Below are 23,332 nucleotides of genomic sequence, written 5' to 3' on the forward strand. Positions count from 1 at the left end.
GGGTCTCCGTCGTCCGGCACGAATGCAGCAGGAATCAGCGCGGCGACCGCGGGAGGCTGCCTGCCGCAACTGTTACGAATCTTGGTAAAGGGCAGGTTAATGCGCCGCGCGTCGCTCGCCGCGGCGCCAGCGCCTCCGATCCCGTCGCCGCGTCCGCCGGCGCTGGGGAAAAGCGTCCGCCGGAGGTGTTTTGGTGGGTTCGGTCTGCCTGTATCAGGCGCCGCGCGGCGCGCCGTGCCGTTTAACCCGTCTGCCGCGACATTTAAAAAATGAGATTTTTATCAATCAGTTAGGAATCCATTTAACAGTAAGTTTCCCTAACGTCGGGTGTGACTTTCTCCCCTTGCGGCAACCGGTCTGCGATGTTGCGTCAACAGTACTGCCGCGTGACCCCCGCTTTCCCCCGGAGCTGCCCAGATGGATTTCTCTTCCTACGAGGCCGAACGCACCCTCGATACCGCTCATGCCGCTTCCGGCGAGGCGGGCTTTTTCACCATTGGCGATCTCGCCCGCGAATTCGGCGTGACCCTGCGCGCCCTGCGCTTCTATGAGGACAAGGGCCTGCTCGCCCCGCGCCGCGAGGGGCTGACCCGGCTCTACAGCCCGGCCGAGCGCTCGCGCCTCGCCATCATCCTGAAGGGCAAGAAGCTCGGCTTCACCTTGGCCGAGATCAAGGCGATGGTCGCGCTGCGCGAAGGCGCCGCCATGCCGGCCGGGGGGCTCGCCCTCACCGCCGAGAAGTGCAGCGAACAGCTCGCCCTGCTGGAACAGCAGAAGGTCGAAATCGAGGAAGCCATTGGCGAGCTGCGCCAGATGGTCGCCGCTTTCTCTGCCCGCGCGGCCTGATCGGGCTCTCTCGTCCCGCGACATCTCAAGCGGCGCCCCGGGCGGGCGCCGTCTGCTTTTGCGGCGGGCGCCGCGAGGGCTGCACATGAGCGGCCGAAATAGGCTAGCGTGGCCGGCAAGGTCCGGATCAACCCGTTCAGCCGAGTGCGCCCATGTCCCGTTCGATCGACTATTTCTTCTCCGTCATCAGCCCTTGGGCGTTTCTCGGCCACGCGCCGTTTCTCGCTTTGGCGGCGCGCCATGAGGCGCGGGTGAACATGCGCCCCGTGCTGCTGGGCGAACTGTTCGCCGAGACCGGCGGCCTGCCGCTCGCCAAGCGCCATCCCGCCCGGCAGCGCTACCGGCTGGTGGAACTGAAGCGCTGGCGCGAGGCGCGGGGCATCGAGCTCAATGTGAAGCCGAGCCACTGGCCGTTTGACCCCAAGCTGGCGGACCGGCTCATCATCGCCGCGCAGATCGCCGGCCAGGAGGTCGGGCCGCTGGCGCAGCGCCTGATGTCGGGGGTCTGGCAGCGCGAGGAAAACCTCGCCGATCCCGCGACACTCGCCGCTGTGCTGGAGGAACTCGCCCTGCCGGCCGATTTGCTGGACGCCGCCGGGCAGGACCGCACCGCCATCATCTATCAGGCCAATCACGATGCCGCCATCGAGGCGGATGTGTTCGGCTCGCCCGCCTATGTGCTCGATGGCGAGGTGTTCTGGGGTCAGGATCGGATCGAACTGCTGGACGCGGCGTTGTCGAGCGGACGGGCGCCGTTCACTCCCTGATGCCAAGCGTGCCCGCCGGAGCGCAAGGAGCCTTGACCATGCGGCCGACCACACCACGAATCACCCATATCGCCTGCGCGGGCGCCTTCGCCGGAGCGCTGATGCTGAGCGGGGGAGTGCAGGCGCAGACCACGCCCGGGGCGGGCGCGCCCGCCGCCGATCCGGCGCGCTTTTCCATGCAGCCGGTGGAAGGCGGGCTGATGCGGCTCGACACCCGCACCGGCGCCATGTCGTTCTGCTCGCAGCGGGCGCAGGCCTGGGTATGCGAGGCCGTGCCGGATGATCGTGCCGCGCTGGAGGCGGAGATCGGCCGGCTGCAGGCGCGCATCGCCGCGTTGGAAAAGGGCGGCGCGGGCGTGCCCGACATCATGGCGCCGCCGCAGGCCGGGCCGGAGGCCAAGGCGCCGGACGCCAACGCGCCGGACGCCAAAGGGCTGAATGCCCTGCCGCCATCGGCTGCTATGCCCGGCGGGGAGGAGGAATTGCCGGCGCAGGCCCGCCAGCGGCTCGACCAGGCGGTCGACCTCGCCGAACATGCCTTTCGCCGCTTCGTCGAGATGATCGAGCGGCTGCGCAAGGACCTGCCTCAGGAGGGAGCGCCGTTGCCGCCGCCGCCCAAGGGCGAGGGGCTGTAGCGCGGGCGCCCCCGGGCGCGGTTCAGCAGGTGCCGATGAAGGCGTGGATGCGCGCCATGGCCTGGTCGGCCAGCGAGCCGGGAAAGCCGACAAAGACATGGCAGCCGCCGGGATAGACGGCCAGTTCCGCTCCATTGCCGGCAGCCAGCCAGCGCGGCGCCATGAACAGCGTGTCGTCGAGCAGCGCGTCGCGGGTGCCGATGGTGAACAGCGCCGGCGGCAGACCGGTGAGGTCGGAATGAAGCGGCGAGACATCCGAGGCGGCAACGTCGCCGCCCTCCCGCAGATAATGGCCGACAAAGACATTGATGTCGCGCGTGTTCAGCACCAGCGGTTCGTCGCCCCAGCGGCGGGCGCTGGGGGTCAGGCCGAGATCATAGGCGCCGGCATTGAGGTTGGCGGCGCGGAACGGGGTGAGGCCGTGCCGGTCGCGCAGGCGCAGCAGCGTCGCCACCGTGAGATTGGCGCCGGCGGATTCGCCGCCAATGGCGAAGCGGTCGGTGCCGAAGCGGGCCGGCCCCTCGCGCAGCAGCCACAGCGCGGCGGCCTCGCAATCGTCAGGGCCGGCGGGATAGGGCAGTTCCGGGGCCAGCCGGTAATCGACCGACACCACGGCGAAGCCGGTGCGCTCGACGAAGCGGTGGTTGAGCCCGTCATTCTCCCGCGCCGAGCCGAGGCACCAGCCCCCGCCATGCAGGTGCAGATACACGCCCTTGGGCGGCGCCGGCGGGGTGAGGATGCGCAGCGGGATCGGCCCGCGCGGGCCCTCGATCTCGATCGCCTGGGCGTAGGGGCTTTCAGGCGAGAGCGGGAACGGGCCTTTGCCCTCCAGCCGCAGCTTGCGCAGCATCGCCATCGGAAAAACCCAGCGGTCCGGCACGGCGCCGAGCGCCTTGACGATGCTCGCATTCACCGCCCGCGTATCGGGGGCGATGGCGGCGGGGTCGAACAAGCCGGGGTCGATCACCAGCGGGGAGGCGGCGCGCAGCGGCGCCGGAGAAGGCATTGAGGTCATAGGCAGGCGACACTCCGGAACGGGGGTGGCGGTGGACCTGTCATCAGGGGCTGATCGGGTCTATCCAAGCCTAGCTGGCGCGCTACGTCCAGCGCGCAAGGGTGACAGGAGGCATGCCGATGGCGCGGATCCGGCAGGGTGAGGTGCGCGAAAGCGCGGTGACACGGCGGTTCACCTCGCTTCTCACCATCGACACGCAGGGGCGCGGCTTCACCGAGATTACCCAGGCGGTGGCGACTTTCCTGGACGGCATCGGCGCCGGCGAGGGCGAGGTGTCGGTATTTTGCCGCCACACCTCCGCCTCGCTGACCCTGCAGGAGAACGCCGATCCGGATGTGCGAACCGACCTGCTCACCGCGCTGGAGCGGCTGGCGCCGGAGCAGGCGGGATGGGTGCACGACCTCGAAGGGCCGGACGACATGCCCGCCCATATCAAGGCGGTGCTCACCGGGGTTCACCTCGCCGTGCCGGTCCTTGGCGGGCGCATGGCGCTCGGCACCTGGCAGGGGCTTTACCTCGTCGAGCACCGTGTGCGTCCGCACCGGCGCGAATTGGTTGTGGCGTTTGTCGGCGAGGCCCACTAAAGGTCGAGAAACGACCTGCGATCCCGGCCGTGCGGGCGCTTCTGGCCTGCCGGCTTGCGGCGCCGGTCCGTCCGCACCATGATCGCGGCGCGGACCCGCGGCGAGAACGGGTCGGGTGCAGGTGGAGGGGGCCGCTGCGCGTGGACAGGACGACGAGTTTCCGGCTGGTGATCGCCGATGATCACCCGCTGTTCCGGGGCGCGCTGCGCGAGGCGGTGTCGCGCCAGTTTCCTGCGGCGGAACTGTTCGAGGCTGGCGGCTTCGAGGACCTTCAGGCGCTTCTGGAGCGCGAGAGCGACCTCGACCTCATCCTGCTCGATCTCACCATGCCCGGGGTGCGCGGCTTTTCCGGGCTGATGTATTTGCGCGCGCAATATCCCGGCATTCCGGTCGTGGTGGTGTCGGCCAATGAGGAGGCCGGCGTCATCCGCAACTGCATGGAATTCGGCGCCTCCGGCTTCATCCCCAAGACCAGCGCGGTCGAGACCATGCGCGAGGCCATCGCCGCCGTGCTGGAAGGCCACACCTGGACGCCGCGCGATGTCGATCTCTCCGGCGGTTCCGACCGGGAGACGCAGGCCCTCGTCTCCCGCCTCGCCACGCTGACCCCGCAGCAGGTGCGGGTGCTGATGATGCTGTCCGAGGGGCTGCTCAACAAGCAGATCGCCTATGAGCTCGGCGTCTCCGAGGCGACGGTGAAGGCGCATGTCTCCGCCATCCTGCAGAAGCTCGGGGTGGAAAGCCGCACCCAGGCAGTGATCGCGGCCTCGAAGATCGAGGGCGGCACCTGGGCGCAGGGATCGCAGCCGGCGGGGTGAGCGGATGGCGGGGCGGGATACGCTTTTTCTGCTGCGACCCGGCTTCGCCGATCCGGCCTGTCCCGGGCAGATATTCTATTGCTGGCACTGTGCCCTGATCGAAGGCGTGCTTGCTTCTTTCCCCGATCTGGCCACGCGCCTCGATGTCGAACGGATCGACTGGGCGAGACCGCGGCAGGCGCTCATTCGCGTGGTCGGTGAGGCGAACCAGTCCCTGCCGCTGCTCCTGCTGGCTCCTGGCGAGACCTCGGCCCATGAGACGGGCCGTCATGACGGGCGGGGCTTCATCGCCGACAAGGACGGTATTCTCGCCGCCCTGAGCGAAAGGCACGGCTTTCCCGTCCCGCACCCCTGATGCGGCTGGCTTCACTCCGCCGCCGCCCGCGCGGCGCGGCACTGGGCGAGCAGGGCGCGTAGCGCGGCCGGGCGCACCGGCTTGTTCAGCACTTCCATCTCCGTCGCCTTGGCCCCATCGCGCACACGCTTGGAGCGGTCGGCGGTGATCAGCACCGCCGGCAGGCTCTGGCCGAGTTTCCAGCGCAATTGCTTGGTGGCCTCGATGCCGTCGCCGCTGTCGAGATGGTAGTCGATCAGCAGCACGTCGGGCTGGCTGCGCCGCTCGCGCAGCATGGCGAGAGCTTCTTCAACCCCCGGGGCCTTCAGCACCTCGCAGCCCCAGCCGCTGAGCAGCGTCTCCATGCCGTCGAGGATGGCGGGGTCGTTGTCGATGCATAGAACGCTGAGGCCCTGAAGCGTCGCCAGCGGCGCCGCCGCGCGTGGCGAAGGCGTCTCGCGGGCGGGCAGGGCCGGGGCGGCGGGCAGTTCCACGATGAACGCCGAGCCTTTGCCGGGAGTCGAGGCCAGGGTGATGCTGTGGCCGAGCACGCGGGCGATGCGCTCGACGATGGAGAGGCCGAGACCCAGCCCGCGCGCCACCCGCGCGCCTTCGTCGAGGCGCTGGAACTCCTTGAAGATGATCTTCTGCTTGGCCGGCGGCACGCCGACGCCGGTGTCCAGCACCTCGATGCGCAGCTTTCCGCGCCGCCGCCGCACCCCCACCAGCACCCGGCCGCGCGGCGTGTATTTGATGGCGTTGGAGACGAGGTTCTGCAGCAGCCGGCGCAGCAACCGGCGGTCGGAACGCACGGCGGCCGAGCTTGGCACGAAGGTGAGGCGCAGGCCCTTTTCCGTCGCCATCGGCGCGAATTCGACATCGAGCTGGCGGAAGATCTCGTCGAGCCGGAGCGCGGCGAATTCCGGCTTGTGCGCGCCGGCATCGAGGCGGGAAATGTCGAGCAGCGCGCCGAGAATTTCCTCCACCGCTTCAAGCGAAGCGTCGACATTGCGGGCAAGGCGGGCGTCGTCGCCGGCCTCTGCGCGCTCGACCAGGCTGGTGGCGTAAAGCCGCGCGGCGTTCAGGGGCTGCAGAATGTCGTGGCTGGCGGCGGCGAGAAAGCGGGTCTTGGAGATATTGGCCTCGTCCGCCTCGGCTTTCGCCTGGGCGAGCTGGGCGTTGAGGTTTTCCAGCGCCTTGGTGCGCTCGCGCACCCGCCGTTCCAGCGTCTCATTGGCGCGCTCCAGCGCCTCCGCGGCTTCCACGCTGGGGGTGATGTCGGTGAAGGTCACCACCACCCCGCCATCGGGCATGGTGCTGACGCGCACTTCCATCACCACCCCGCGCGGGGCGAGGCGTTCCTGAAAGGCGACGTTGCGGCGTGCATAGCGCGAGAGCTTTTCGCGCACGATCTCCTCCACCGGCCCGGGGCCGAACTGGCCGGCCACGGCGTTGAAGCGGATGATCTGGTCGATGCCGATGCCGATGCGCAGGATTTCCGGCGGCAGGTCCAGCATCTCGCCGAATTGCCGGTTCCAGGTGACGAGCCGCAGGTCGCGGTCGAACACGGCGATGCCCTGGCGCACATGATCAAGCGCGGTCTGCAGGATTTCGCGGTTGTACTGGATGGCGGCGGAGGCGTCGTCGAGCAGCTTCAGCGCCGCCTTGGTGGAGACGGTACGTTTCCGCAGCATCAGCGACAGGACGAGACGCGAGGAGGCCGCGCCGATGGCCGAGGCGAGCAGGTGCTCGGCATAGCGGATGAGCTGGAAATCCGCCTCGCGCCCCGGTTCCAGCGACACGCCGCGCATCGCCGCCACGCTTTCGAACGAGGCGCGGGTACGCTCCTCGCCGAGATAGCGCGCCACGGTGGCGATGAGTTCGCCCACCGTCACCGGCGAGCGCCACAGCCGGAAGCTGGGGGCGGAGGGGGCATGGTCGCTCTGCACGAACACGCTGGCCTGCAGCCGTTCGATCGGGGTCGGCCGGCGGAGCATCGAGACGGCGAAGAACACCAATACGTTGACGGTGAGACTCCACAGAACGCCATGCACCAGCGGGCTCGCCTGCACGCCGAGCAGCGCCTGCGGGCGCAGGAAGGCGAGGCCGAACGGGCCCTCGCTCACCAGCGCCGGGCTGAACAGTCCGGCATCGACCAGATTGGGCAGCAGCAGCGTATAGGCCCAGAGCGCGATGCCCGCGGCGATGCCGGCCAGCGCGCCCAGCCCGGTGCCGCGCCGCCAGACGAGGCCGATGAACAGCGCCGGGCCGAACTGGGCGACGGCGGCGAAGGACAGCAGCCCGATCTGGGCAAGCTGCGCCTCGCCGGTCACGCGGTAATAGAGATAGGCCAGCAGCAGGATGGCGAAGATGGCGATGCGCCGCACCAGCAGCAGCCGGTGCCCCATATCGACATGATCGGGCACCACACCGCCGCGGCCGGCCTCATCGCCTTCCGGCAGCCGTCGGCCGCGCACCATCAGCGGCATGAAAATGTCGTTCGACACCATGACGGCGAGCGCCACCGTCTCGACGATCACCATGGCGGTGGCGGCGGACAGACCGCCGACAAAAGCCACCAGGGACATGACCTGCGCTCCGGCCGAGAGCGGCAGGGTGACGACATACATGTCGCCGTCGATGAAGCCGGGGGGGAAGGCGACGAGGCCGGCGACGGCGATGGGGATGACGAACAGGTTGATGAGGACGAGATAGAGCGGGAACAGCCAGCGCGCGGTGCGGATTTCATGCTCGGAGGTGTTTTCCACCACCGCGACATGGAACTGGCGCGGCAGCAGCAGGATGGCGAGCGCCGAGAGCAGCGTCATCGCCGCCCAACTGCCGAGCGTGAAGCCATCGGTCAGTACCGGCAGCACGCCCTTTTCCGCCGCCTTGTCGAACAGGTCCCACGGGCCGGCGAACATGCCGAAGACGACGAACAGCCCGACGGCAAGGAAGCTCACCAGCTTGACGATGGATTCCGTCGCCACCGCCAGCATCAGCCCTTCCTGATGCTCGGTCGCGTCGATATGACGGGTGCCGAACAGCACCGCGAACACCGCCATCGCCACCGCGACGGTGAGCGCGAGGTCGCCGACCAACGGGTAGTGCAGCCCCAGCCCCTCGAAATCGCCGAGCATGGCGAGCAGCGCGGCCGACACCGCCTTGAGCTGCAGCGCGATATAGGGCAGCGAGCCGACAATGGCGACGCCCGCCACCAGCGCCGCTACCCCCTGGCTCTTGCCATAACGGGCCGCGACGAAATCGGCGATGGAGGTGATGTTCTGCGCCTTGGCGAGCCGCACCAGCCGCAGCAGGAACGGCGTGCCCAGCGCGAAGATGAGGATCGGGCCGATATAGATGGTGAGGAAGTTGACGCCCTGGGTGGTGGCCAGGCCGACCGAGCCGAAAAAGGTCCAGGAGGTGCAGTAGACCGCCAGCGACAGCGAATAGATATAGGGCCGCCCCTCGCGCCCGCGCCGCGGCAGGCGCCGGTCGCCGAAGCTCGCCACGGCGAAGAGGAAGCCGATATAGACGAGCGCGACGGCGATGATGGACCATGCCTGAAGCATGCATTCTCCCGGCGGCGTGGGGCTCAACCCTTATGCGCCGCGCCCGCCCGCTCCGGCAAGATGGGTGCAACGGTGCCGCCGCCGGCAAGGCGGGGTTGCCGGGACCTGCCCGGCGTATCACAGTGGCGCGGCCGGAGGGCGCGCATTCGAGGTCGCCTGAGATCGGAGGTGGTATGAGCAAGGTTCTCACGGAATTCCGCGAGTTCGCGGTGAAGGGCAATGTGGTGGATCTCGCCATCGGCGTGATCATCGGTGCCGCCTTCGGACAGATCGTGTCGTCGATCGTCAGCGATCTGTTCATGCCTCTCGTCGGCGCGGCTTTCGGCGGGCTCGACTTCTCGAATTATTTCCTCGGCCTCTCCTCCGAGGTGACCGCCACCTCGCTGGCGGCGGCGCGCGAACAGGGCGCTGTCTTCGCCTATGGCCACTTCCTCACCGTGGTGATCAATTTCCTCATCATCGCGTGGATCCTGTTCCTGGTGGTGAAGGGCATCAACCGGCTGCGGCGGAAGGCGGCGGATGAGCCGCCGCTTCCGGCACCGCCGACCAAGGAGGAGGTGCTGCTCACCGAAATCCGCGACCTTCTGGCGAAGAAGGTCTGATCGCGCTTAATCTCGGCATACGTCCTCTCATCGGGAGGGCTGTGAGGATGCCGCAAGACCGGGTAGAAGCGCGCAGTTCCCGCGAGTGCCGAGTCCTATGACCACCTTCACCCGCCTTGCCATTCCCGACGTGGTTCTCGTCCAGCCGGTCCGCCATGGCGATGATCGCGGCTATTTCTGCGAGACCTACAAGAAGCCGCAATTCGACGCCTTCGGCCTCGACATCGCCTTCGTGCAGGACAATGAATCGCTTTCGCGCGAGGTGGGCGTGGTGCGCGGCCTGCATTTCCAGACCCCGCCAATGGCGCAGGCCAAGCTGGTGCGGGCGGTGCGCGGCGCTATCTTCGACGTGGCGGTGGATATCCGCCGAGGCTCGCCGACTTTTGGCCGCTGGGTGGCCGCGACGCTGACGGCGGCCAAGGGGGAGCAATTGCTGGTGCCGCACGGCTTCGCCCATGGCTTCTGCACGCTGGAGCCCGACACCATCGTCGCCTATAAGGTCGATGCGCCTTACTCGCCGCCGCATGATGCCGGCATACGCTGGGACGACCCGGACCTCGCCATTGACTGGCCGGTGGCGGCGGGGGCGGCGATCCTGTCGGGCAAGGACCGGGCGGCCCCTCTGTTGCGCGACTATGCGAGCCCGTTCACCCTTGAGCCGGCGGGGGCGTGAGATCGTGAGTGTTCCCGCCCAGCGCGTTCTCGTCACCGGCGGCGCCGGCTTCATCGGCTCGGCCGTCGTGCGCCGGCTGGTGCGGCAGGGCCGGCAGGTGCTGACCTATGACAAGCTGACCTATGCCGGCAATCTCGCCTCGCTGGGCGAGGTGCATAACCTGCCCGGCCACAGCTTCCTTCAGGCCGATATTTGCGACGGCCGCGCGTTCCGCGCCGCGCTGGCGGAGTTCCGGCCCGATCTGGTGATGCACCTCGCGGCCGAGTCGCATGTCGACCGCTCCATCGACGGGCCGGGCGACTTCATCCGCACCAATATTGTCGGCACCTACACGCTGCTGGAAGAGACGCTGGCCTATTGGCGCGCCCTCGACGGCGCTACGCGCGGGCGTTTTCGCTTCCACCACATCTCGACCGACGAGGTCTATGGCACGCTGGGGGCGGAAGGGCTGTTCCGCGAGGACACGCCCTATCAGCCGAACTCGCCCTATTCCGCTTCCAAGGCGTCATCCGACCATCTGGTGCGGGCCTGGTTCCACACCTATGGGCTGCCGGTGGTGATGTCGAACTGCTCCAACAATTACGGGCCCTATCACTTCCCGGAAAAGCTGATCCCGCTCACCATCCTCAACGCGCTGGAAGGCGCGCCGCTGCCGGTCTACGGCAAGGGCGAGAATGTGCGCGACTGGCTCTATGTCGACGACCACGCGGCGGCGCTCGACCTCATCGCCACGCGCGGCCGGCTGGGCGAGAGCTACAATGTCGGCGGCAATAATGAGCGGCGCAATATCGACGTGGTGCGCACCATCTGCGCCATCATGGACCGCGTGGTGCCGGATGCGAAAATCGGCCCGCGTGAGGGGCTCATCACCTTCGTCACCGACCGCCCCGGCCATGATGCGCGCTACGCCATCGACGCCAGCAAACTGACCACCGAACTCGGCTGGGTGCCGGCGGAAACCTTCGAGAGCGGCATCGAGAAGACGGTGCGCTGGTATCTCGACAATCCCGGCTGGTGGGAGCCGCTGAAGGCGCGCTACGCCCGCCAGCGCATCGGGCTCGCCACATGACACGTCTTCTGCTCCTCGGCGCCGGCGGGCAGGTCGGGCGCGAAATCGCGTCGCGGGCGGCGGGCGCCGGTCATGAGCTGGTGGCGCTCGACCATGCCGGGCTCGACATTACCGACGCCGCCGCGCTCACGCGGGCGCTGGCCACCGCCCGGCCGGATGTCGTCATCAACGCCGCCGCCTATACCGCGGTGGACCGCGCCGAGAGCGAGCCTGAGCGGGCGCATCTCATCAATGCCGTCGCGCCGGGGCTGATCGCGACCGCCTGCGCCGAGCAGGGCGCGGCGCTGGTCCACCTGTCCACCGACTATGTGTTCGACGGCACCAAGCAGGGCGCCTATGTCGAGACCGATCCCGTCGCCCCGCTCGGCGTCTATGGCGCCAGCAAGGAAGAGGGCGAGCGGGCGGTGCGCGCGGCGCTGGCGCGCCATCTGATCGTGCGGACCTCATGGGTCTATGGCATCCATGGCGCCAACTTCCTCAAGACCATGCTGCGGCTCGGTGCGGAGCGCGAGCGGCTGACCATCGTCGCCGACCAGCACGGCTGCCCGACCGCGACGGCCGACATTGCCGACGGCCTGCTCGCCGCCGCGCCCCTTCTCGCCGCCGGCACGCTGGCGCCCGGCACCTATCATCTCGCCGGCAGCGGGGCGACGACATGGTTCGACTTCGCCACCGCGATACTGGAGCGGGCCGGCCTGCACACCGGCCGCCATCCCGAGATCGTGCCGATCACCACCGCGGACTACCCCACCCCGGCCCGCCGCCCGGCCAATTCCGAACTGTCGAGCGACGCCTTCGCGCGGGCGAGCGGCTTCCGCGCGGCGCCGTGGCAGGAGCGGGTGGTCGAGGTGGTCGACGCCCTGCTCGCTTCGCCCGCAGCTTGAGTGCACAGGAACACGGACGCACATGAAGGGCATCATCCTCGCCGGCGGTTCCGGCACGCGGCTTCACCCGATCACGCTGGTGGTGTCGAAGCAGCTTCTGCCGGTCTACGACAAGCCGATGATCTATTATCCCCTCACCACGCTGATGATGGCGGGCATCCGGGATATTCTGGTCATCACCACGCCGCATGACAGCGCGCTGTTCCAGAAGCTGCTGGGCGACGGCGCGCAATTCGGCCTATCGCTCAGCTATGCGGTGCAGGAAAGCCCGCGCGGACTGGCGGACGCCTTCATCGTCGGGCGAGACTTCATCGGCGACGATCCCGTGGCGCTGGTGCTGGGCGACAATCTGTTCTTCGGCCACGGCCTGCCGGAACTGCTCGGCAAGGCGGCGGCGCGCGAGACCGGCGCCACCGTGTTCGGCTACCCCGTCAAGGACCCCGAGCGCTACGGCGTGGTCGAGATGGGGCCGGGCGGCAAGGTGATCTCGATCGAGGAAAAGCCGGCCGTCCCGCGCTCCAATCTCGCCGTGACCGGTCTCTATTTCTACGACAACCGGGTGGTGGAGATCGCCGCCGGGCTGAAACCCTCGCCGCGCGGCGAGATCGAGATCACCGACGTCAACCGCGCCTATATGGAGGGGGGCGAACTCGACGTGCTGATGATGGGGCGCGGCTTCGCCTGGCTCGACACCGGCACGCCGGAATCGCTGATCGAGGCGGCGCAGTTCGTGCAGATCCTGGAAAGCCGGCAGGGGCTGCGCATCGCCTCGCCCGAGGAAGTGGCCTTCCGTGCCGGCTTCATCGACGCGGCGCAACTGAGGGCGCTCGGCGAGGCGCAGAAGAAATCGGCCTATGGCGCCTATCTGCTGCGCCTCGCGGAAGAAGCGGGGTGAGCGGCGATCCATCGCTTTTCCTCATCATCGCTTCACCTCTTTGAATGAGGGCGCCCCGTGAGCCGGCTGTAGACTGGACACCCGCCCCTTGCCAGGTTTCCCCATGTCCGCCGACGCCGCACCCTTCCTGCCCTCGCCCTCGCTGCTCGACCATATCCGCCCGCAGGCGCTGTCGCTGCCGGAGAGCGGCATTGTCGAGGTGATGAATTACGGCCGCCGCAAAGAGGGGCTGATCCCGCTCTGGGCCGGCGAGGGCGATTTGCCGACCCCCGCCTTCATCAGCGAGGCGGCGACGCGGTCGCTGGCGGCGGGCGAGACCTTCTACACCTGGCAGCGCGGCATCCCGGAGCTGCGCGCGGCCATTGCCGGCTACATGCACCGGCTCTATGGCGTGGCGGACGATCCCGAGCGCTATTACGTCACCGGCTCCGGCATGCAGGCGATCCAGGTGGCGCTGGCGCTCACCTTGTCGGCCGGCGAGGAAATCCTCATCCCCTCGCCCTCCTGGCCGAACGCGGCGGCGGCGGCCGAGGTCGTTGGCGCGCGGCCGGTCTTCGTGCCCTTCTCCTTCGACGAGACGCGCGGCTTCTGGCTCGATCTCGATCGGCTGGAGAGCGCGGTGACGCCACGAACCCGGGTGATCTTTATCAACTCCCCGGCCAACCCGACCGGCTTCGTCGCGTCAGTGGACACGCTGCGCGGCGTGCTCGACATTGCCCGCCGGCACGGTCTGTGGATCGTCGCCGACGAGATCTATGGCCGCTTCTTCTATGCGGCGGAGGAGGGTGGCCCGGCGCTGGCGCCCTCCTTCCACGATGTGATGGCGGAGGACGACCGCATCCTCTTCGTGCAGACCTTCTCGAAGAACTGGGCGATGACCGGCTGGCGGCTCGGCTGGATCGAGGCGCATCCCTCGCTCGGCCCGGTGCTGGAAAACCTGATCCAGTATTCCACCTCCGGCGTCGCCGCCTTCATGCAGCGGGCGGGCGTGGCGGCGCTGGAGCGCGGCGAGAGCTTCGTCGCCCACCAGATCGAGCGGGCGCGGCGCGGGCGCGACATCGTGGCGAAGGGGCTCGCCTCCTCCAACCGCGTGCGCTTCGCCACGCCGCCGGGGGCGTTCTACATGTTCTTCGGCGTCGAGGGCGAGCCGGACATGCGTAACCTCGCGCTGAAGCTGGTGGACGAGGCCGGCATCGGCCTCGCCCCCGGCACCGCCTTCGGCCCCGGCGGAGAGAACTATATCCGCCTGTGCTTCGCCCGCGGCGAGGCGCAGATGGCGGAGGCAACCGAGCGGCTGGTGCGCTGGCTACAGAAATGAGCTTCCGGCAGCGCCGACGCCGGCGAAATCGTGCAACGGCCGGTTGCGACGCGCGGGTGGCGGGAGCACACTGAAATCATGAAGGATTTCGCCTCACCACCGGCGCTGCCCACCGCTTCGCCCGAAACCGCGCCGCACCCGCCGACCGTGTCGGAGGCGCGGCTGCTGTCGGTGCTCGACACCGCCGCCGACGGCATCATCGTCATCGACGAGCATGCGCGTATCCTGATCTTCAACAAGGCCTGCGAGCGCATGTTCGGCATCGCCGCCGCCGAGGCGGTGGGCCAGAACGTCAAGCTGGTGATGCCGACGGAATATGCGCGCCAGCACGACGCCTATGTCGGCAGCTATATCCGCACCGGGGTGAAGAAGATCATCGGCATCGGCCGCGAGGTGCAGGGCCGGCATGCCGACGGCACGGTGTTTCCCCTGGAACTCTCGGTCGGCGAGGCGGCGACGCCGGACGGGCGGCAGTTCATCGGCATTCTGCGCGATCTGCGCCCGCGCAAGGAAAGCGAGCAACGGCTCGCCGATTTGCAGAGCGAACTCGTCCACCTCGCCCGCGTCTCCGCCATCGACGAGATGGGCGCCGCCATCGCCCATGAGCTGAACCAGCCGCTGACCGCGCTGATGCTCTATCTGCAGGCGATCCGCCGCGCCCATAGCCGGGGTGTCGATATCGTGCAGGTGGTCGGCGACATTCTCGACAAGGCGGCGGGCGAGGCGGAGCGGGCCGGGCACATCATCCAGCGCATGCGTCAATTCGTGGAGAAGCGCGAGCCGGAGCGCCATGCGCGCGCGCTCGACCCGCTGATCGACGAGGCGATCGACCTCACTTTGCTCGGTCAGCGCCACCGCATCCGCATCGCGCGCGAGGCGGGCCAGAACCTGCCGCCGGTCTCGGTCGATCCGGTGCAGGTCCAGCAAATTGTGGTCAATCTGGTTCGCAACGCCATCGAGGCCGCCGCCGGCGCGCCCGATCCGGCGATCCGCATCCGCACCCTCGCCAGCGATGGCAGCGTGCGGCTGGAGGTGCAGGATAACGGCCCCGGCATCGCGCCGGAGGCGCTGCCCAAGCTGTTCGAAGCCTTCGCTAGTTCAAAACGTCGCGGTATGGGGCTCGGCCTTGCGATTTCGCGGACGATCGCCCAGAACCACGGGGGAGACCTGTTGGTCGATCCTGGCGGCGATGGCAGGGGCGCGTGCTTCACGCTGGTTCTGCCGGCGGTGGCGGGGCCGGTCGAGGTCGGGTGAGGGGAGCCGTGAATGGCACATCTGGGTGAGGTCTTCATCGTCGATGACGATGCCGCGGTGCGCGATGCGCTCTCGCTGGTTCTCAGCCTGGAGGGCTACCATGTGCGCGGCTTCTCCGACGGCGCGGCCTTTCTCGCGGTGGCGCGCGGCCATGTGCCCTCCTGCATCGTGCTGGATGTTCACATGCCCGGCCGCTCCGGTCTCGACATCCTCAAAGAACTGGAAGCCGACCGCTACCCGGCGCCGATCTTCATCATTTCCGGCCAGGGCGACATTCCCATGGCGGTAGATGCGATCCGTCACGGAGCGCTTGATTTCATCGAGAAGCCGTTCGACGCCGACACGGTGCTGGAGCGGGTGCGCGACGCCATCGCCGCGCATGGACGGCGCGGCTCGGCCGAGCCGGGCGACCTGCTCACAGCCCACTTCCCCGGCCATGACCTGCTCACCCCGCGCGAGCGCGAGGTGCTGGTGCAGATCGCCTCCGGCGCCTCCAACAAGGAAGCCGGGCGCACGCTGGGCATTTCCCCGCGCACCATCGAGGTGCACCGTGCCCGCATCATGGAGAAACTCGGCGCGAAGAACGCCGCCGATCTCGTGCGTATCGTGCTGAAGGACATGCGGGACTGATGGTTCCGCCGCCCGCCAGCGCTCGTCTATGGCAGGGCGGTCTACGCATCCCTACGAATTGCTGATGCCGGCGCTCTTTCTCACTGTCTTGGAAAACAGTGGGAGAGAGCCCTTGCGGATTCACGTGGTCGAGGATGATGCCGGTGTGAGCGACTCGCTCGCCCTCATCCTGCGCAATATCGGGCACGCCGTGGTCTCCCATCGCGATGCGGAAAGCCTGTTCAAGGGGCCGCTGCCGGAAGCCGGGGATACGGTGATTGTCGATCTCAGCCTGCCCGGCATTCCCGGCGCGCAACTGGTGCGCTGGCTGCTGAACCTCGCCGCGCCGCCGCGCGTGGTCGTCATCACCGGCCAGTCACAGGGCTTCATCGACCACCAGCTTCGCGGCCTGATGCCTGATGGCGTGATGCGCAAGCCGCTGGACGTGGACGCCATCGCCCGCGTGCTGCCGCACGCCTGAGGCGAGAATCAGCGCGCGGCCAAGCCTTTGCCGTCGCGCTTCCGGAAAGTCCCTTACGCAGCCCACCGAACTGTGCCGCCGCCCGTCTCGCTTTAGCGTTGCGCAAGATCAAGGGTGGAGCGAGACAGATGCGACAGATCATCGACGAACGCACCGGCGGCACGGTTCGCCCGCCCTATGGCACCGAACCCTGCCCGACCTTGCGGATCGCCGCCCATGTCACCGTGCTGCATGAGGGCGATCCCGCCCGCCGCATCATGGAAGTGGTCGAGGGCGCTGTCATGCTGAGCAAGCTGCTGCCGGACGGGCGCCGCCAGGTGGTGGAACTGCTCGGTCCCGGCGACGTGTTCGGCCTCGCCCATGGCGATCTCTATGCCTGCTCGGCCGAGACGCTGACCCCCGCCACCATCAACACCCATGACCGCAGCGCGCTGGAGCGCGACCCTGTGCTGGCCGCCCGGCTGCTGCGGCGCTTCGAGGCGCAGCTCTGCGTCATGCATTCCCACGCGCTGGTGCTGGGGCGCATGTCGGCGCTGGAGCGGGTGGCCTTCTTCCTGCTGCGGCTGATGCCCGAGGGCATGGTCGGCGGCACGCTGCACCTCTCGATGACCCGGCAGGAAATCGCCGATTTCCTCGGCCTGACGCTGGAAACGGTGAGCCGGGCCTTTTCGGAACTCAAGCGGCGCGGCCTTGTGGTGCTGCAGCGTGCCGACGAGGTGCGTATCCAGGATCGCGGCAGCATGCGCCGCCTCGCCGGGGCGCTCTGAGCGCCGCGCCTTACGTGCCGGCCTGCTCTTTCCAAGGGCGTCGAAACGTCCCTCCGCCGCCTGGGCGCCCTCACGCAGGGCGCCCTTTTCTTTGAGCGCGACCGGCTGAGCGATCGCCGGACGGCTCGGCGGCGCGCCTCACACGGCGGCGGAATGGCGGGCCGCGGTCTGGCTCTGCAGCCGGTGGTCCAGCGCTGCGGCGGCGAGGCGCACAAAGGGTCGCCCGCCCGCCGTCATGGCGATGCGCCCGCCTTCCAGCGTCAGCAGGCCGTCTGCGGCGAGATCGGCGAGGCGCGGGGCAGCCTCGGCCAGCGTCGAGGGGTCGAGGTCGACTTCGAGATCGCACATCAGACGCTCGATCAGCGCGCCGCGCTGCCGGTCTTCCGGGGTGAAGGCGATGCCGCGCACCGTGGCGAAGCCACCATCGTCAATGGCGCGCATGTAGGAGCCGGCATCCGGCGCGTTCTGGGTGAAGCCTTGCGGAAAGCGGCTGATCGCCGAGGCGCCCATGCCGATGAGCACATCCGCCTGGTCGGCAGTGTAGCCTTGGAAGTTGCGCCGCAGCCGGCCTGCCGCCGCCGCGCGCGCCAGCGCATCGTCGGTGCGGGCGAAATGATCGAGCCCCACGGCGACATAGCCATTGGCGAGCAGCACCTCGCGCGCCGCCTCGGACTGGTCGAGCCGCTCGGCGGCGCCGGGCAGGGCGGCCTCGTCGATCCTCTTCTGGTTGGCGCGCATCCACGGCACATGCGCATAGCCGAACAGCGCCAGCCGTTCCGGCGCCAGCAGCGTGGCGAGCTGGGTGGTGCGGCGAATGTCGCGCTCGCTCTGATGCGGCAGGCCGTACATCAGGTCGAGATTGATCGAGGAGATGCCGGCCTCGCGCAGCAGGCGCATGGCCCGCTCCACCGTGGCGAAGGGCTGGATGCGGCCGATCGCCTTCTGCACATGGACGCTGAAATCCTGCACGCCGAGGCTGACGCGGTCGACCCCCATGGCGGCCAGGGCATCGGCGAGCGGCGCATCGGTCTCGCGCGGATCGAGCTCGAAGGCGTATTCGGCGAGGTGGTCGAATTCGAAACGTTCGGCGAGCTTTTCGCCGAGCCGGCGTAGCCGCTCCGGCCCCAGCAGGCTGGGCGTGCCGCCGCCCCAGGCGATGTGGGTGACGCGGCGCCCGCCGATGCGGTCGGCGACGAGGTCGATCTCACGCTCCAGCCGGTCCGCATAGGCCGCCACAGGCTCGGGCCGCCGCGTCGCCTTGGTGGTGCAGCCGCAATAGAAGCACAGCGCCGGGCAGAACGGCACATGCAGATAGAGCGAGACGCTCGCCTGCGCCGGCAGCACGGACAGCCAGTCGGCATGCGTGCCGGCCCGGACCGCGCCGGTAAAATGCGGTGCGGTGGGGTAGGAGGTGTAGCGGGGCACGGCCCGCTCGGCATGGATGAGCGTTGCGTTATGCATGGAGAGGATTTGACCCGATCCGGCATTCGTCGCATTGATCCGCCGCAAATGTCGCCGTGTTGCCGGCGTTCGCGCAGGCCTGCGGGCGGGCGAGGGCGCCCCGCCTTCTGGTCCTGCCGATGCCGCTTCCCGCCGCGCTGAAATCCCCCGGTTTCAAACGTCACGCCTGGTACCTCGCCACGCTCGCCCTCGCCTTTGGCGGGGGCGGTCTGTTCGCCTGGCTCGCCATGCCGGCGGGCTGGCTTTCCGGCGCGCTGGTCGCGACCGCGCTCGCCGCGCTGCTTGGCGCGCCTGTGGGGGTGGAGAAGAACACCCGGCTCGGCGTCTATATGATCCTCGGCACCTCCATGGGCTCGGCCATCACGCCGGAGACGCTGCGCGGCATCACCACCTGGCCGGTGACGATGGGCGTGCTGGCGGCCTCGGTGCCGGTGATGATGGCGGCGGTGATCGTCTATCTGGAGAAGGTCGCGGGCTGGGACCGGCGCAGCGCCTTCTTCGCCGCCGCGCCCGGGGCGCTCTCCACCGTGCTGGTCATGGCGGAAAGCTCCGGCGCCGATACGCGCCGCGTGTGTTCGGTCAGTCGCTGCGGCTGTTCGTGCTGGTGGCGTTGCTGCCGGCGGCGCTCGGCGGGCTCGGCCACCAGCCGGCCGGCACGCTGCCGATCAACCCCGTCGTGCCCGACATGACGAGCTTCCTGATCTCGCTTGGCGTTGGCATTTTCGGCGGGCTCTTGGCCGAGCGCAGCCGCTTTCCCGGCGGTGCCATGGTCGGCGCCATGCTGGCAAGCGGGCTGGTGCACGGCTTCGGACTGATCGAGGGGAGGTTGCCGGACTTTTTCCTGATCATCGGCTTCGTGGTGCTCGGCGCCAATACCGGAAGCCGCTTCGCCGGCACCAAGCTGGCGACCCTGCGCCACTTCCTGGTCGATTCGCTGGCGGCGCTGGCGATCGCCACCGCGATCGCGCTCGGCTTCGCCGTGCTCGGCGCCTGGCTTTCCGGCGAGCCGCTGCCCAAGGTGCTGGTGTCCTATGTGCCCGGCGCGCTGGAGGCGATGACCATCATGGCCTTCGTGCTCGGCATGGACCCGGCCTTCGTCGCCGCGCATCATCTGATGCGGTTTCTTGGGTTGGCGCTGGCGATCCCGGTGATCGCAAGGCTGTTCTTCGGCCGGGCGGCGATCCCGTCCGAGAATGTCGAGATCGACAAGACCGAGCCGAAGGACTGAGCGCGGGGTTTCCTCGCTCGCGGCGTGATTATTCCGCCAGAACCTTGCGTTTCGCGGCGGATTATTCCGCCGCTTGCGCCCGCTTGACGAAGCCGAGCCCGAGCCGGCTCCACACATCGCTCAGCGCATGGGCGAGATGGGCGATCAGCGCATCGTCATGGAACGGGCCGGGGGTGATGCGCAGCCGTTCCGTGCCGCGTGGCACGGTGGGGTAGTTGATCGGCTGGATATAGATGCCGTGGTCCTGCAGCAGCATGTCGCTCGCGGCCTTGCAGGCCTCGGCGTCGCCGACCATGATCGGCACGATATGGGTATCGGTCACCATCTGCGGCAGGCCGGCGAGGTCCAGCGCCCGCTTCACCTTGGCGACCTGCGCCTGCTGGCGGGCCCGCTCGCTGGCGGAAGCCTTGAGGTGGCGCACCGACGCGGCGGCGGCCGCCGCCACGGCCGGGGGCAGCGCGGTGGTGAAGATGAAGCCCGGCGCGTAGGAGCGCACCGCGTCCATCACCGCGCGCTTGCCGGTGATGTAGCCGCCGACCACGCCGAACGCCTTGCCGAGCGTGCCCTCGATCACATCGACCCGGTGCATCACGCCGTCGCGCTCGGCGACGCCGGCGCCGCGCGGGCCATACATGCCAACCGCATGAACCTCGTCGAGATAGGTCATGGCGCCGTAGCGCTCGGCGAGATCGCAGATGGCGCCGATGGGCGCGACATCGCCATCCATGGAATAGATGCTCTCGAATACGACGAGCTTCGGCCGGTCGCCGGCGGCGCGCAGCAGCTCTTCGAGATGGGCGAGGTCGTTATGCCGGAACACCGCCTTGTCGCGTCCGGCCTGGCGCACGCCCTCGATCATCGAATTGTGGTTGAGCGCGTCGGAGAGGATGAGGCAGTTCGGGATCAGCTTCGCCAGCGTGGCGATGCCGGTCTGGTTGGAGATGTAGCCGGAGGTGAAGACGAGGCCGGCTTCCTTGCCGTGCAGATCGGCGAGTTCGGCTTCAAGCTCCACGACGGCATGGCTGTTGCCGGAAATATTGCGGGTGCCGCCGGCCCCGGCGCCGGATTGGCGCGCGGTGGCGCACATCGCTTCCACCACATCGGGGTGGCAGCCCATGCCGAGATAATCGTTGGAGCACCAGATGACGATGTCACGCTCGCCCTGCGGCGTGTGCCAGATGGCGTGCGGGAAGCGCGCCGTGTCGCGTTCGATTTCGGCGAAGGTGCGGTAGCGACGCTCGTTCTTGAGCGTGTCGACGGCATCCTGGAAGAAACGGGCGTAGTCCATGGCGCATCCCAACTGGGCGTCGCCGGCAAGCCAGCGAGGCACTGTGTCGGCACCATGAACTTTGGAGCGGTTCCGATCAACCCGGCAAAGCCCGGACGCGGCGATCGGGCGCGCCTATCGGAAAACCACCGCGCTCACGTCTGCGCGAGGGTGCGAACCTGTTCCAGCGTCATCGGCACGGCGGCGCTGCCGTCGAAATAGACGAAGCGCAGCGTGCGCCGGCGCGAGGTCATGGCGGCGGGCAGCGGATCGTAACGGAAGCTGCCGCCGCCGAGATGCGGCATCACCGCGCCGACATCGGTGGTCTGGCCGGTCTCGACCCGCAGCAGGCTGACACGCGCGCCTTCCGTTGTCACCGCATCGAACGGGATGCGGGCGAGGCGCAGGAAGCTGGTCGGGTCGCTCGCGGTGGCGAAGCCTTCCACGAAAGCCTTTTCCACCAGGTCGAGATCGGCTTCGGCGTGGGCGTGTTCTTCCGGTTCCGGCCCGTGCGGCAGATGCGGGGTCTGCCACTGCGCCGCCGGGCGGGGCGCGGGACCGTGATTATGGCCGTGGGGATGGGAGTGGGAATGAGCGTGAGCATGCGCCTCGGCATGGGCATGAGAATGGCTGTGCCCGCCGGCGCCATGGTCGTGGTGGTGATGATGGTCGTGGCCGCGATGCATGGGCCGCTCCTTTATGCCGTCATCCCGGCCGGAGCGCCGCAGGCGCGCCGAGCCGGGATCGTGCGCCGAAGGCGGCGCAACCTGCCTGAGAGCGATCCCGGATCGGCCCTGTGAGCCGTCCGGGATGACGAAGTCGAAACCGGCTCGAACTAATAGGATACCGGCTTGTCGATGATGTGCTTGTGCGCGCCCAGCTTGCCATGGGCGATCATCGAGCCCAGCGCTTCCACCACCACGCGGGTGGCGAACAGGGCGGTGATGTCGGACGTGTCGTAAGGCGGCGAGACCTCCACCACCTCCAGACCGCACAGCCCTTCCGCCGCCACCAGCCCGAGGATCTTCAGCGCCTCGCGCGGCAGGAATCCGCCGGGCTCCGGCCAGCCGGTGCCGGGCACGAAGCCGCAGTCGATACTGTCCACGTCGAAGGAGATATAGACCGCGTCCGCATCCTTCCAGGCGAGTTCGAGCGCGATCTCGGCCGCCTTTTCCAGCCCGATCTTCTCGATATCGTCGATGGTCAGCACATTGGTGCCGCGCTTCCTCGCCTCCTGCACGCCATAGCGCGGAACCTGCCAGCCGCCAATGCCGAGCTGGACGAGATTTTTCGGCGAGACATTTGGCAGGTTGGTCGCCCAGTACCAGGGCGTGGTGTGCATGCGCTCATCGAGATCCTTTTCCTGGATGTCGATATGGCGGTCGAAATGGATGATGCCGATGCGCTTGGAGGTGCATTCGGCGATGCCGCGCACGCAGGGAAAGCCGATCGAATGGTCGCCGCCCAGCATCACCGGCAGCGCGCCGGAGGAGAAGACGTGGCTCACGCCCTTGGAGATCTGGTCGAAGCTCTTCTCCAAGTTCGCGGGAATGGTGAACACGTCGCCGGCGTCGCACAGCGTCATTTGTTCGCGCAGATCAACGCCGAGCTCGTAATTATAGGGCGTGTAGAGCGCGGAGATGCGGCGGATGCCCTGCGGCCCGAAGCGGGTGCCGGGGCGATAGGTCGTGCCGCTATCGAAGGGAATGCCCAGCACCGCCGCGTCATATTTGCCGACATCGCGGACATTCTCGACATAGGGCGCCTTCATGAAGGTGTTGATGCCGGCGAAATGCGGCAGCTCGCCACGCGCGAAGGTCGGGATCGACTTGTCGGTGATGGAGTCCGCGCCGGGCAGGCCCATGTCGAGCGCCCATTGCTGCTCCTTGCGCCAGCCATCCTCGGAGAGCTTTTCCTCCGCTTCCAGCGCCTTCCAGCCCTCCATGCCCCGGATTTCGAAATTGGGGTGGTGAAGGCGCTGGCGCTGCGGCGCGGGGGCGAGGCCGGCGAAGCGGTGGGAACGGGTGGGGGAGCGGCGCATGTCGTGTCTCCGTTCGTCGAAGGGCCTGACGGCCTTCGCGGGAGACCCCGGCGCGCATGCGAGAGGGTCTTCGCCGCGAATGCCGCCGCGCGAGCCTCCCGGGCTTTTGTCCCGCCGTGGACCGGGCACTGGCGGCGCGCCCGGCTGCCCCTCTCGGACCAGCGCGCCGCAGCCATGCGGCGCCGGAACCCTAGGGACATTTGCCCGAAGGG

General features: G+C 68.5%; 22 protein-coding genes, 1 pseudogene and 1 riboswitch. Of the genes and pseudogenes, 17 read left to right on the forward strand and 6 right to left on the reverse strand.

Features of this window, described 5'->3' with window-relative positions:
• Nucleotides 1-417 precede the first annotated feature (417 nt).
• From AAC979_RS20785 to AAC979_RS20795, 3 genes are all read left to right on the forward strand, one after another.
• A complete protein-coding gene (locus AAC979_RS20785) occupies nucleotides 418-846 on the forward strand; it encodes a MerR family DNA-binding transcriptional regulator (protein ID WP_371348794.1) in 429 nt (142 codons plus the stop codon).
• Nucleotides 847-998: 152 nt separating this feature from the next.
• Nucleotides 999-1,613 carry a 2-hydroxychromene-2-carboxylate isomerase gene (locus AAC979_RS20790; RefSeq protein ID WP_371348795.1) on the forward strand — a complete coding sequence of 205 codons (615 nt, stop codon included), beginning with the start codon at nucleotides 999-1,001 and terminating at the stop codon, nucleotides 1,611-1,613.
• Nucleotides 1,614-1,651: 38 nt separating this feature from the next.
• A complete protein-coding gene (locus tag AAC979_RS20795; protein ID WP_371348796.1) occupies nucleotides 1,652-2,248 on the forward strand; it encodes a hypothetical protein in 597 nt (198 codons plus the stop codon).
• Nucleotides 2,249-2,270: 22 nt separating this feature from the next.
• Here AAC979_RS20795 and AAC979_RS20800 read toward each other — a convergent pair whose 3' ends face one another.
• Nucleotides 2,271-3,263 (reverse strand): alpha/beta hydrolase, encoded by a 993-nt coding sequence (locus AAC979_RS20800; RefSeq protein WP_371348797.1) that lies wholly within the window; start codon nucleotides 3,261-3,263, stop codon nucleotides 2,271-2,273.
• A gap of 119 nt (nucleotides 3,264-3,382) precedes the next feature.
• On the opposite strand from AAC979_RS20800, the gene AAC979_RS20805 reads away from it, so the two are divergent.
• The 3 genes from AAC979_RS20805 (at nucleotide 3,383) to AAC979_RS20815 (ending at nucleotide 5,020) form a co-directional block, all read left to right on the forward strand.
• Nucleotides 3,383-3,847, forward strand: coding sequence for a secondary thiamine-phosphate synthase enzyme YjbQ (locus tag AAC979_RS20805; protein ID WP_371348798.1), 465 nt, complete (start codon nucleotides 3,383-3,385; stop codon nucleotides 3,845-3,847).
• 140 nt (nucleotides 3,848-3,987) lie between these two features.
• On the forward strand, nucleotides 3,988-4,665 hold the full coding sequence (locus tag AAC979_RS20810; protein WP_371348799.1) for a response regulator transcription factor: 678 nt from the start codon (nucleotides 3,988-3,990) through the stop codon (nucleotides 4,663-4,665).
• A gap of 4 nt (nucleotides 4,666-4,669) precedes the next feature.
• Nucleotides 4,670-5,020, forward strand: coding sequence for a DUF3088 domain-containing protein (locus tag AAC979_RS20815; protein ID WP_371348800.1), 351 nt, complete (start codon nucleotides 4,670-4,672; stop codon nucleotides 5,018-5,020).
• Nucleotides 5,021-5,031: 11 nt separating this feature from the next.
• Here AAC979_RS20815 and AAC979_RS20820 read toward each other — a convergent pair whose 3' ends face one another.
• Nucleotides 5,032-8,571 carry a NahK/ErcS family hybrid sensor histidine kinase/response regulator gene (locus AAC979_RS20820; RefSeq protein WP_371348801.1) on the reverse strand — a complete coding sequence of 1,180 codons (3,540 nt, stop codon included), beginning with the start codon at nucleotides 8,569-8,571 and terminating at the stop codon, nucleotides 5,032-5,034.
• A 173-nt stretch (nucleotides 8,572-8,744) separates the two neighbouring features.
• On the opposite strand from AAC979_RS20820, the gene mscL reads away from it, so the two are divergent.
• The 10 genes from mscL (at nucleotide 8,745) to AAC979_RS20870 (ending at nucleotide 17,123) form a co-directional block, all read left to right on the forward strand.
• Entirely contained in the window at nucleotides 8,745-9,173 is a 429-nt protein-coding gene (gene mscL / locus AAC979_RS20825) for a large conductance mechanosensitive channel protein MscL (protein WP_371348802.1), read from the forward strand.
• Between the two features lie 97 nt (nucleotides 9,174-9,270).
• Nucleotides 9,271-9,846: a dTDP-4-dehydrorhamnose 3,5-epimerase gene (rfbC, locus tag AAC979_RS20830; protein ID WP_371348803.1), complete on the forward strand. Its 576-nt coding sequence runs from the start codon at nucleotides 9,271-9,273 to the stop codon at nucleotides 9,844-9,846.
• Nucleotides 9,809-10,915 carry a dTDP-glucose 4,6-dehydratase gene (rfbB, locus tag AAC979_RS20835; RefSeq protein WP_371348804.1) on the forward strand — a complete coding sequence of 369 codons (1,107 nt, stop codon included), beginning with the start codon at nucleotides 9,809-9,811 and terminating at the stop codon, nucleotides 10,913-10,915. Before rfbC ends, rfbB begins: the two co-directional genes overlap by 38 nt.
• Nucleotides 10,912-11,799, forward strand: coding sequence for a dTDP-4-dehydrorhamnose reductase (rfbD, locus tag AAC979_RS20840; RefSeq protein ID WP_371348805.1), 888 nt, complete (start codon nucleotides 10,912-10,914; stop codon nucleotides 11,797-11,799). Before rfbB ends, rfbD begins: the two co-directional genes overlap by 4 nt.
• Before the next feature lie 22 nt (nucleotides 11,800-11,821).
• Nucleotides 11,822-12,694 carry a glucose-1-phosphate thymidylyltransferase RfbA gene (gene rfbA, locus AAC979_RS20845; protein WP_371348806.1) on the forward strand — a complete coding sequence of 291 codons (873 nt, stop codon included), beginning with the start codon at nucleotides 11,822-11,824 and terminating at the stop codon, nucleotides 12,692-12,694.
• A gap of 103 nt (nucleotides 12,695-12,797) precedes the next feature.
• Complete coding sequence (locus tag AAC979_RS20850) at nucleotides 12,798-14,012, forward strand: pyridoxal phosphate-dependent aminotransferase (protein ID WP_371348807.1); 1,215 nt, start codon at nucleotides 12,798-12,800, stop codon at nucleotides 14,010-14,012.
• 78 nt (nucleotides 14,013-14,090) lie between these two features.
• Nucleotides 14,091-15,266: a sensor histidine kinase gene (locus AAC979_RS20855; RefSeq protein ID WP_371348808.1), complete on the forward strand. Its 1,176-nt coding sequence runs from the start codon at nucleotides 14,091-14,093 to the stop codon at nucleotides 15,264-15,266.
• A gap of 12 nt (nucleotides 15,267-15,278) precedes the next feature.
• Nucleotides 15,279-15,896, forward strand: coding sequence for a response regulator transcription factor (locus AAC979_RS20860; RefSeq protein ID WP_371348809.1), 618 nt, complete (start codon nucleotides 15,279-15,281; stop codon nucleotides 15,894-15,896).
• Between the two features lie 112 nt (nucleotides 15,897-16,008).
• Entirely contained in the window at nucleotides 16,009-16,356 is a 348-nt protein-coding gene (locus tag AAC979_RS20865) for a response regulator (RefSeq protein ID WP_371348810.1), read from the forward strand.
• Between the two features lie 128 nt (nucleotides 16,357-16,484).
• On the forward strand, nucleotides 16,485-17,123 hold the full coding sequence (locus AAC979_RS20870; protein WP_371348811.1) for a Crp/Fnr family transcriptional regulator: 639 nt from the start codon (nucleotides 16,485-16,487) through the stop codon (nucleotides 17,121-17,123).
• Nucleotides 17,124-17,261: 138 nt separating this feature from the next.
• On the opposite strand, the gene hemN is transcribed toward AAC979_RS20870, so the two are convergent.
• Complete coding sequence (gene hemN, locus AAC979_RS20875) at nucleotides 17,262-18,584, reverse strand: oxygen-independent coproporphyrinogen III oxidase (protein ID WP_371348812.1); 1,323 nt, start codon at nucleotides 18,582-18,584, stop codon at nucleotides 17,262-17,264.
• Nucleotides 18,585-18,811: 227 nt separating this feature from the next.
• Between hemN and AAC979_RS20880 the strand changes: the two are divergent.
• Nucleotides 18,812-19,812: pseudogene (locus AAC979_RS20880) on the forward strand (AbrB family transcriptional regulator).
• A 61-nt stretch (nucleotides 19,813-19,873) separates the two neighbouring features.
• Here the strand turns inward: AAC979_RS20880 and hemA are convergent.
• The 3 genes from hemA to AAC979_RS20895 all read right to left on the reverse strand — a co-directional run bounded on the left by hemA (nucleotide 19,874) and on the right by AAC979_RS20895 (nucleotide 23,120).
• On the reverse strand, nucleotides 19,874-21,100 hold the full coding sequence (hemA, locus tag AAC979_RS20885) for a 5-aminolevulinate synthase (protein WP_371348813.1): 1,227 nt from the start codon (nucleotides 21,098-21,100) through the stop codon (nucleotides 19,874-19,876).
• Between the two features lie 134 nt (nucleotides 21,101-21,234).
• Complete coding sequence (locus AAC979_RS20890) at nucleotides 21,235-21,765, reverse strand: hypothetical protein (RefSeq protein ID WP_371348815.1); 531 nt, start codon at nucleotides 21,763-21,765, stop codon at nucleotides 21,235-21,237.
• A 149-nt stretch (nucleotides 21,766-21,914) separates the two neighbouring features.
• Nucleotides 21,915-23,120, reverse strand: coding sequence for an agmatinase family protein (locus AAC979_RS20895; RefSeq protein WP_371348816.1), 1,206 nt, complete (start codon nucleotides 23,118-23,120; stop codon nucleotides 21,915-21,917).
• Nucleotides 23,121-23,213: 93 nt separating this feature from the next.
• Nucleotides 23,214-23,325, reverse strand: a riboswitch (guanidine-I (ykkC/yxkD leader).
• Nucleotides 23,326-23,332 lie beyond the last annotated feature (7 nt).

The sequence above is a fragment of the Ancylobacter sp. IITR112 genome (assembly GCF_041415945.1).
Classification (GTDB): Bacteria; Pseudomonadota; Alphaproteobacteria; order Rhizobiales; family Xanthobacteraceae; genus Ancylobacter.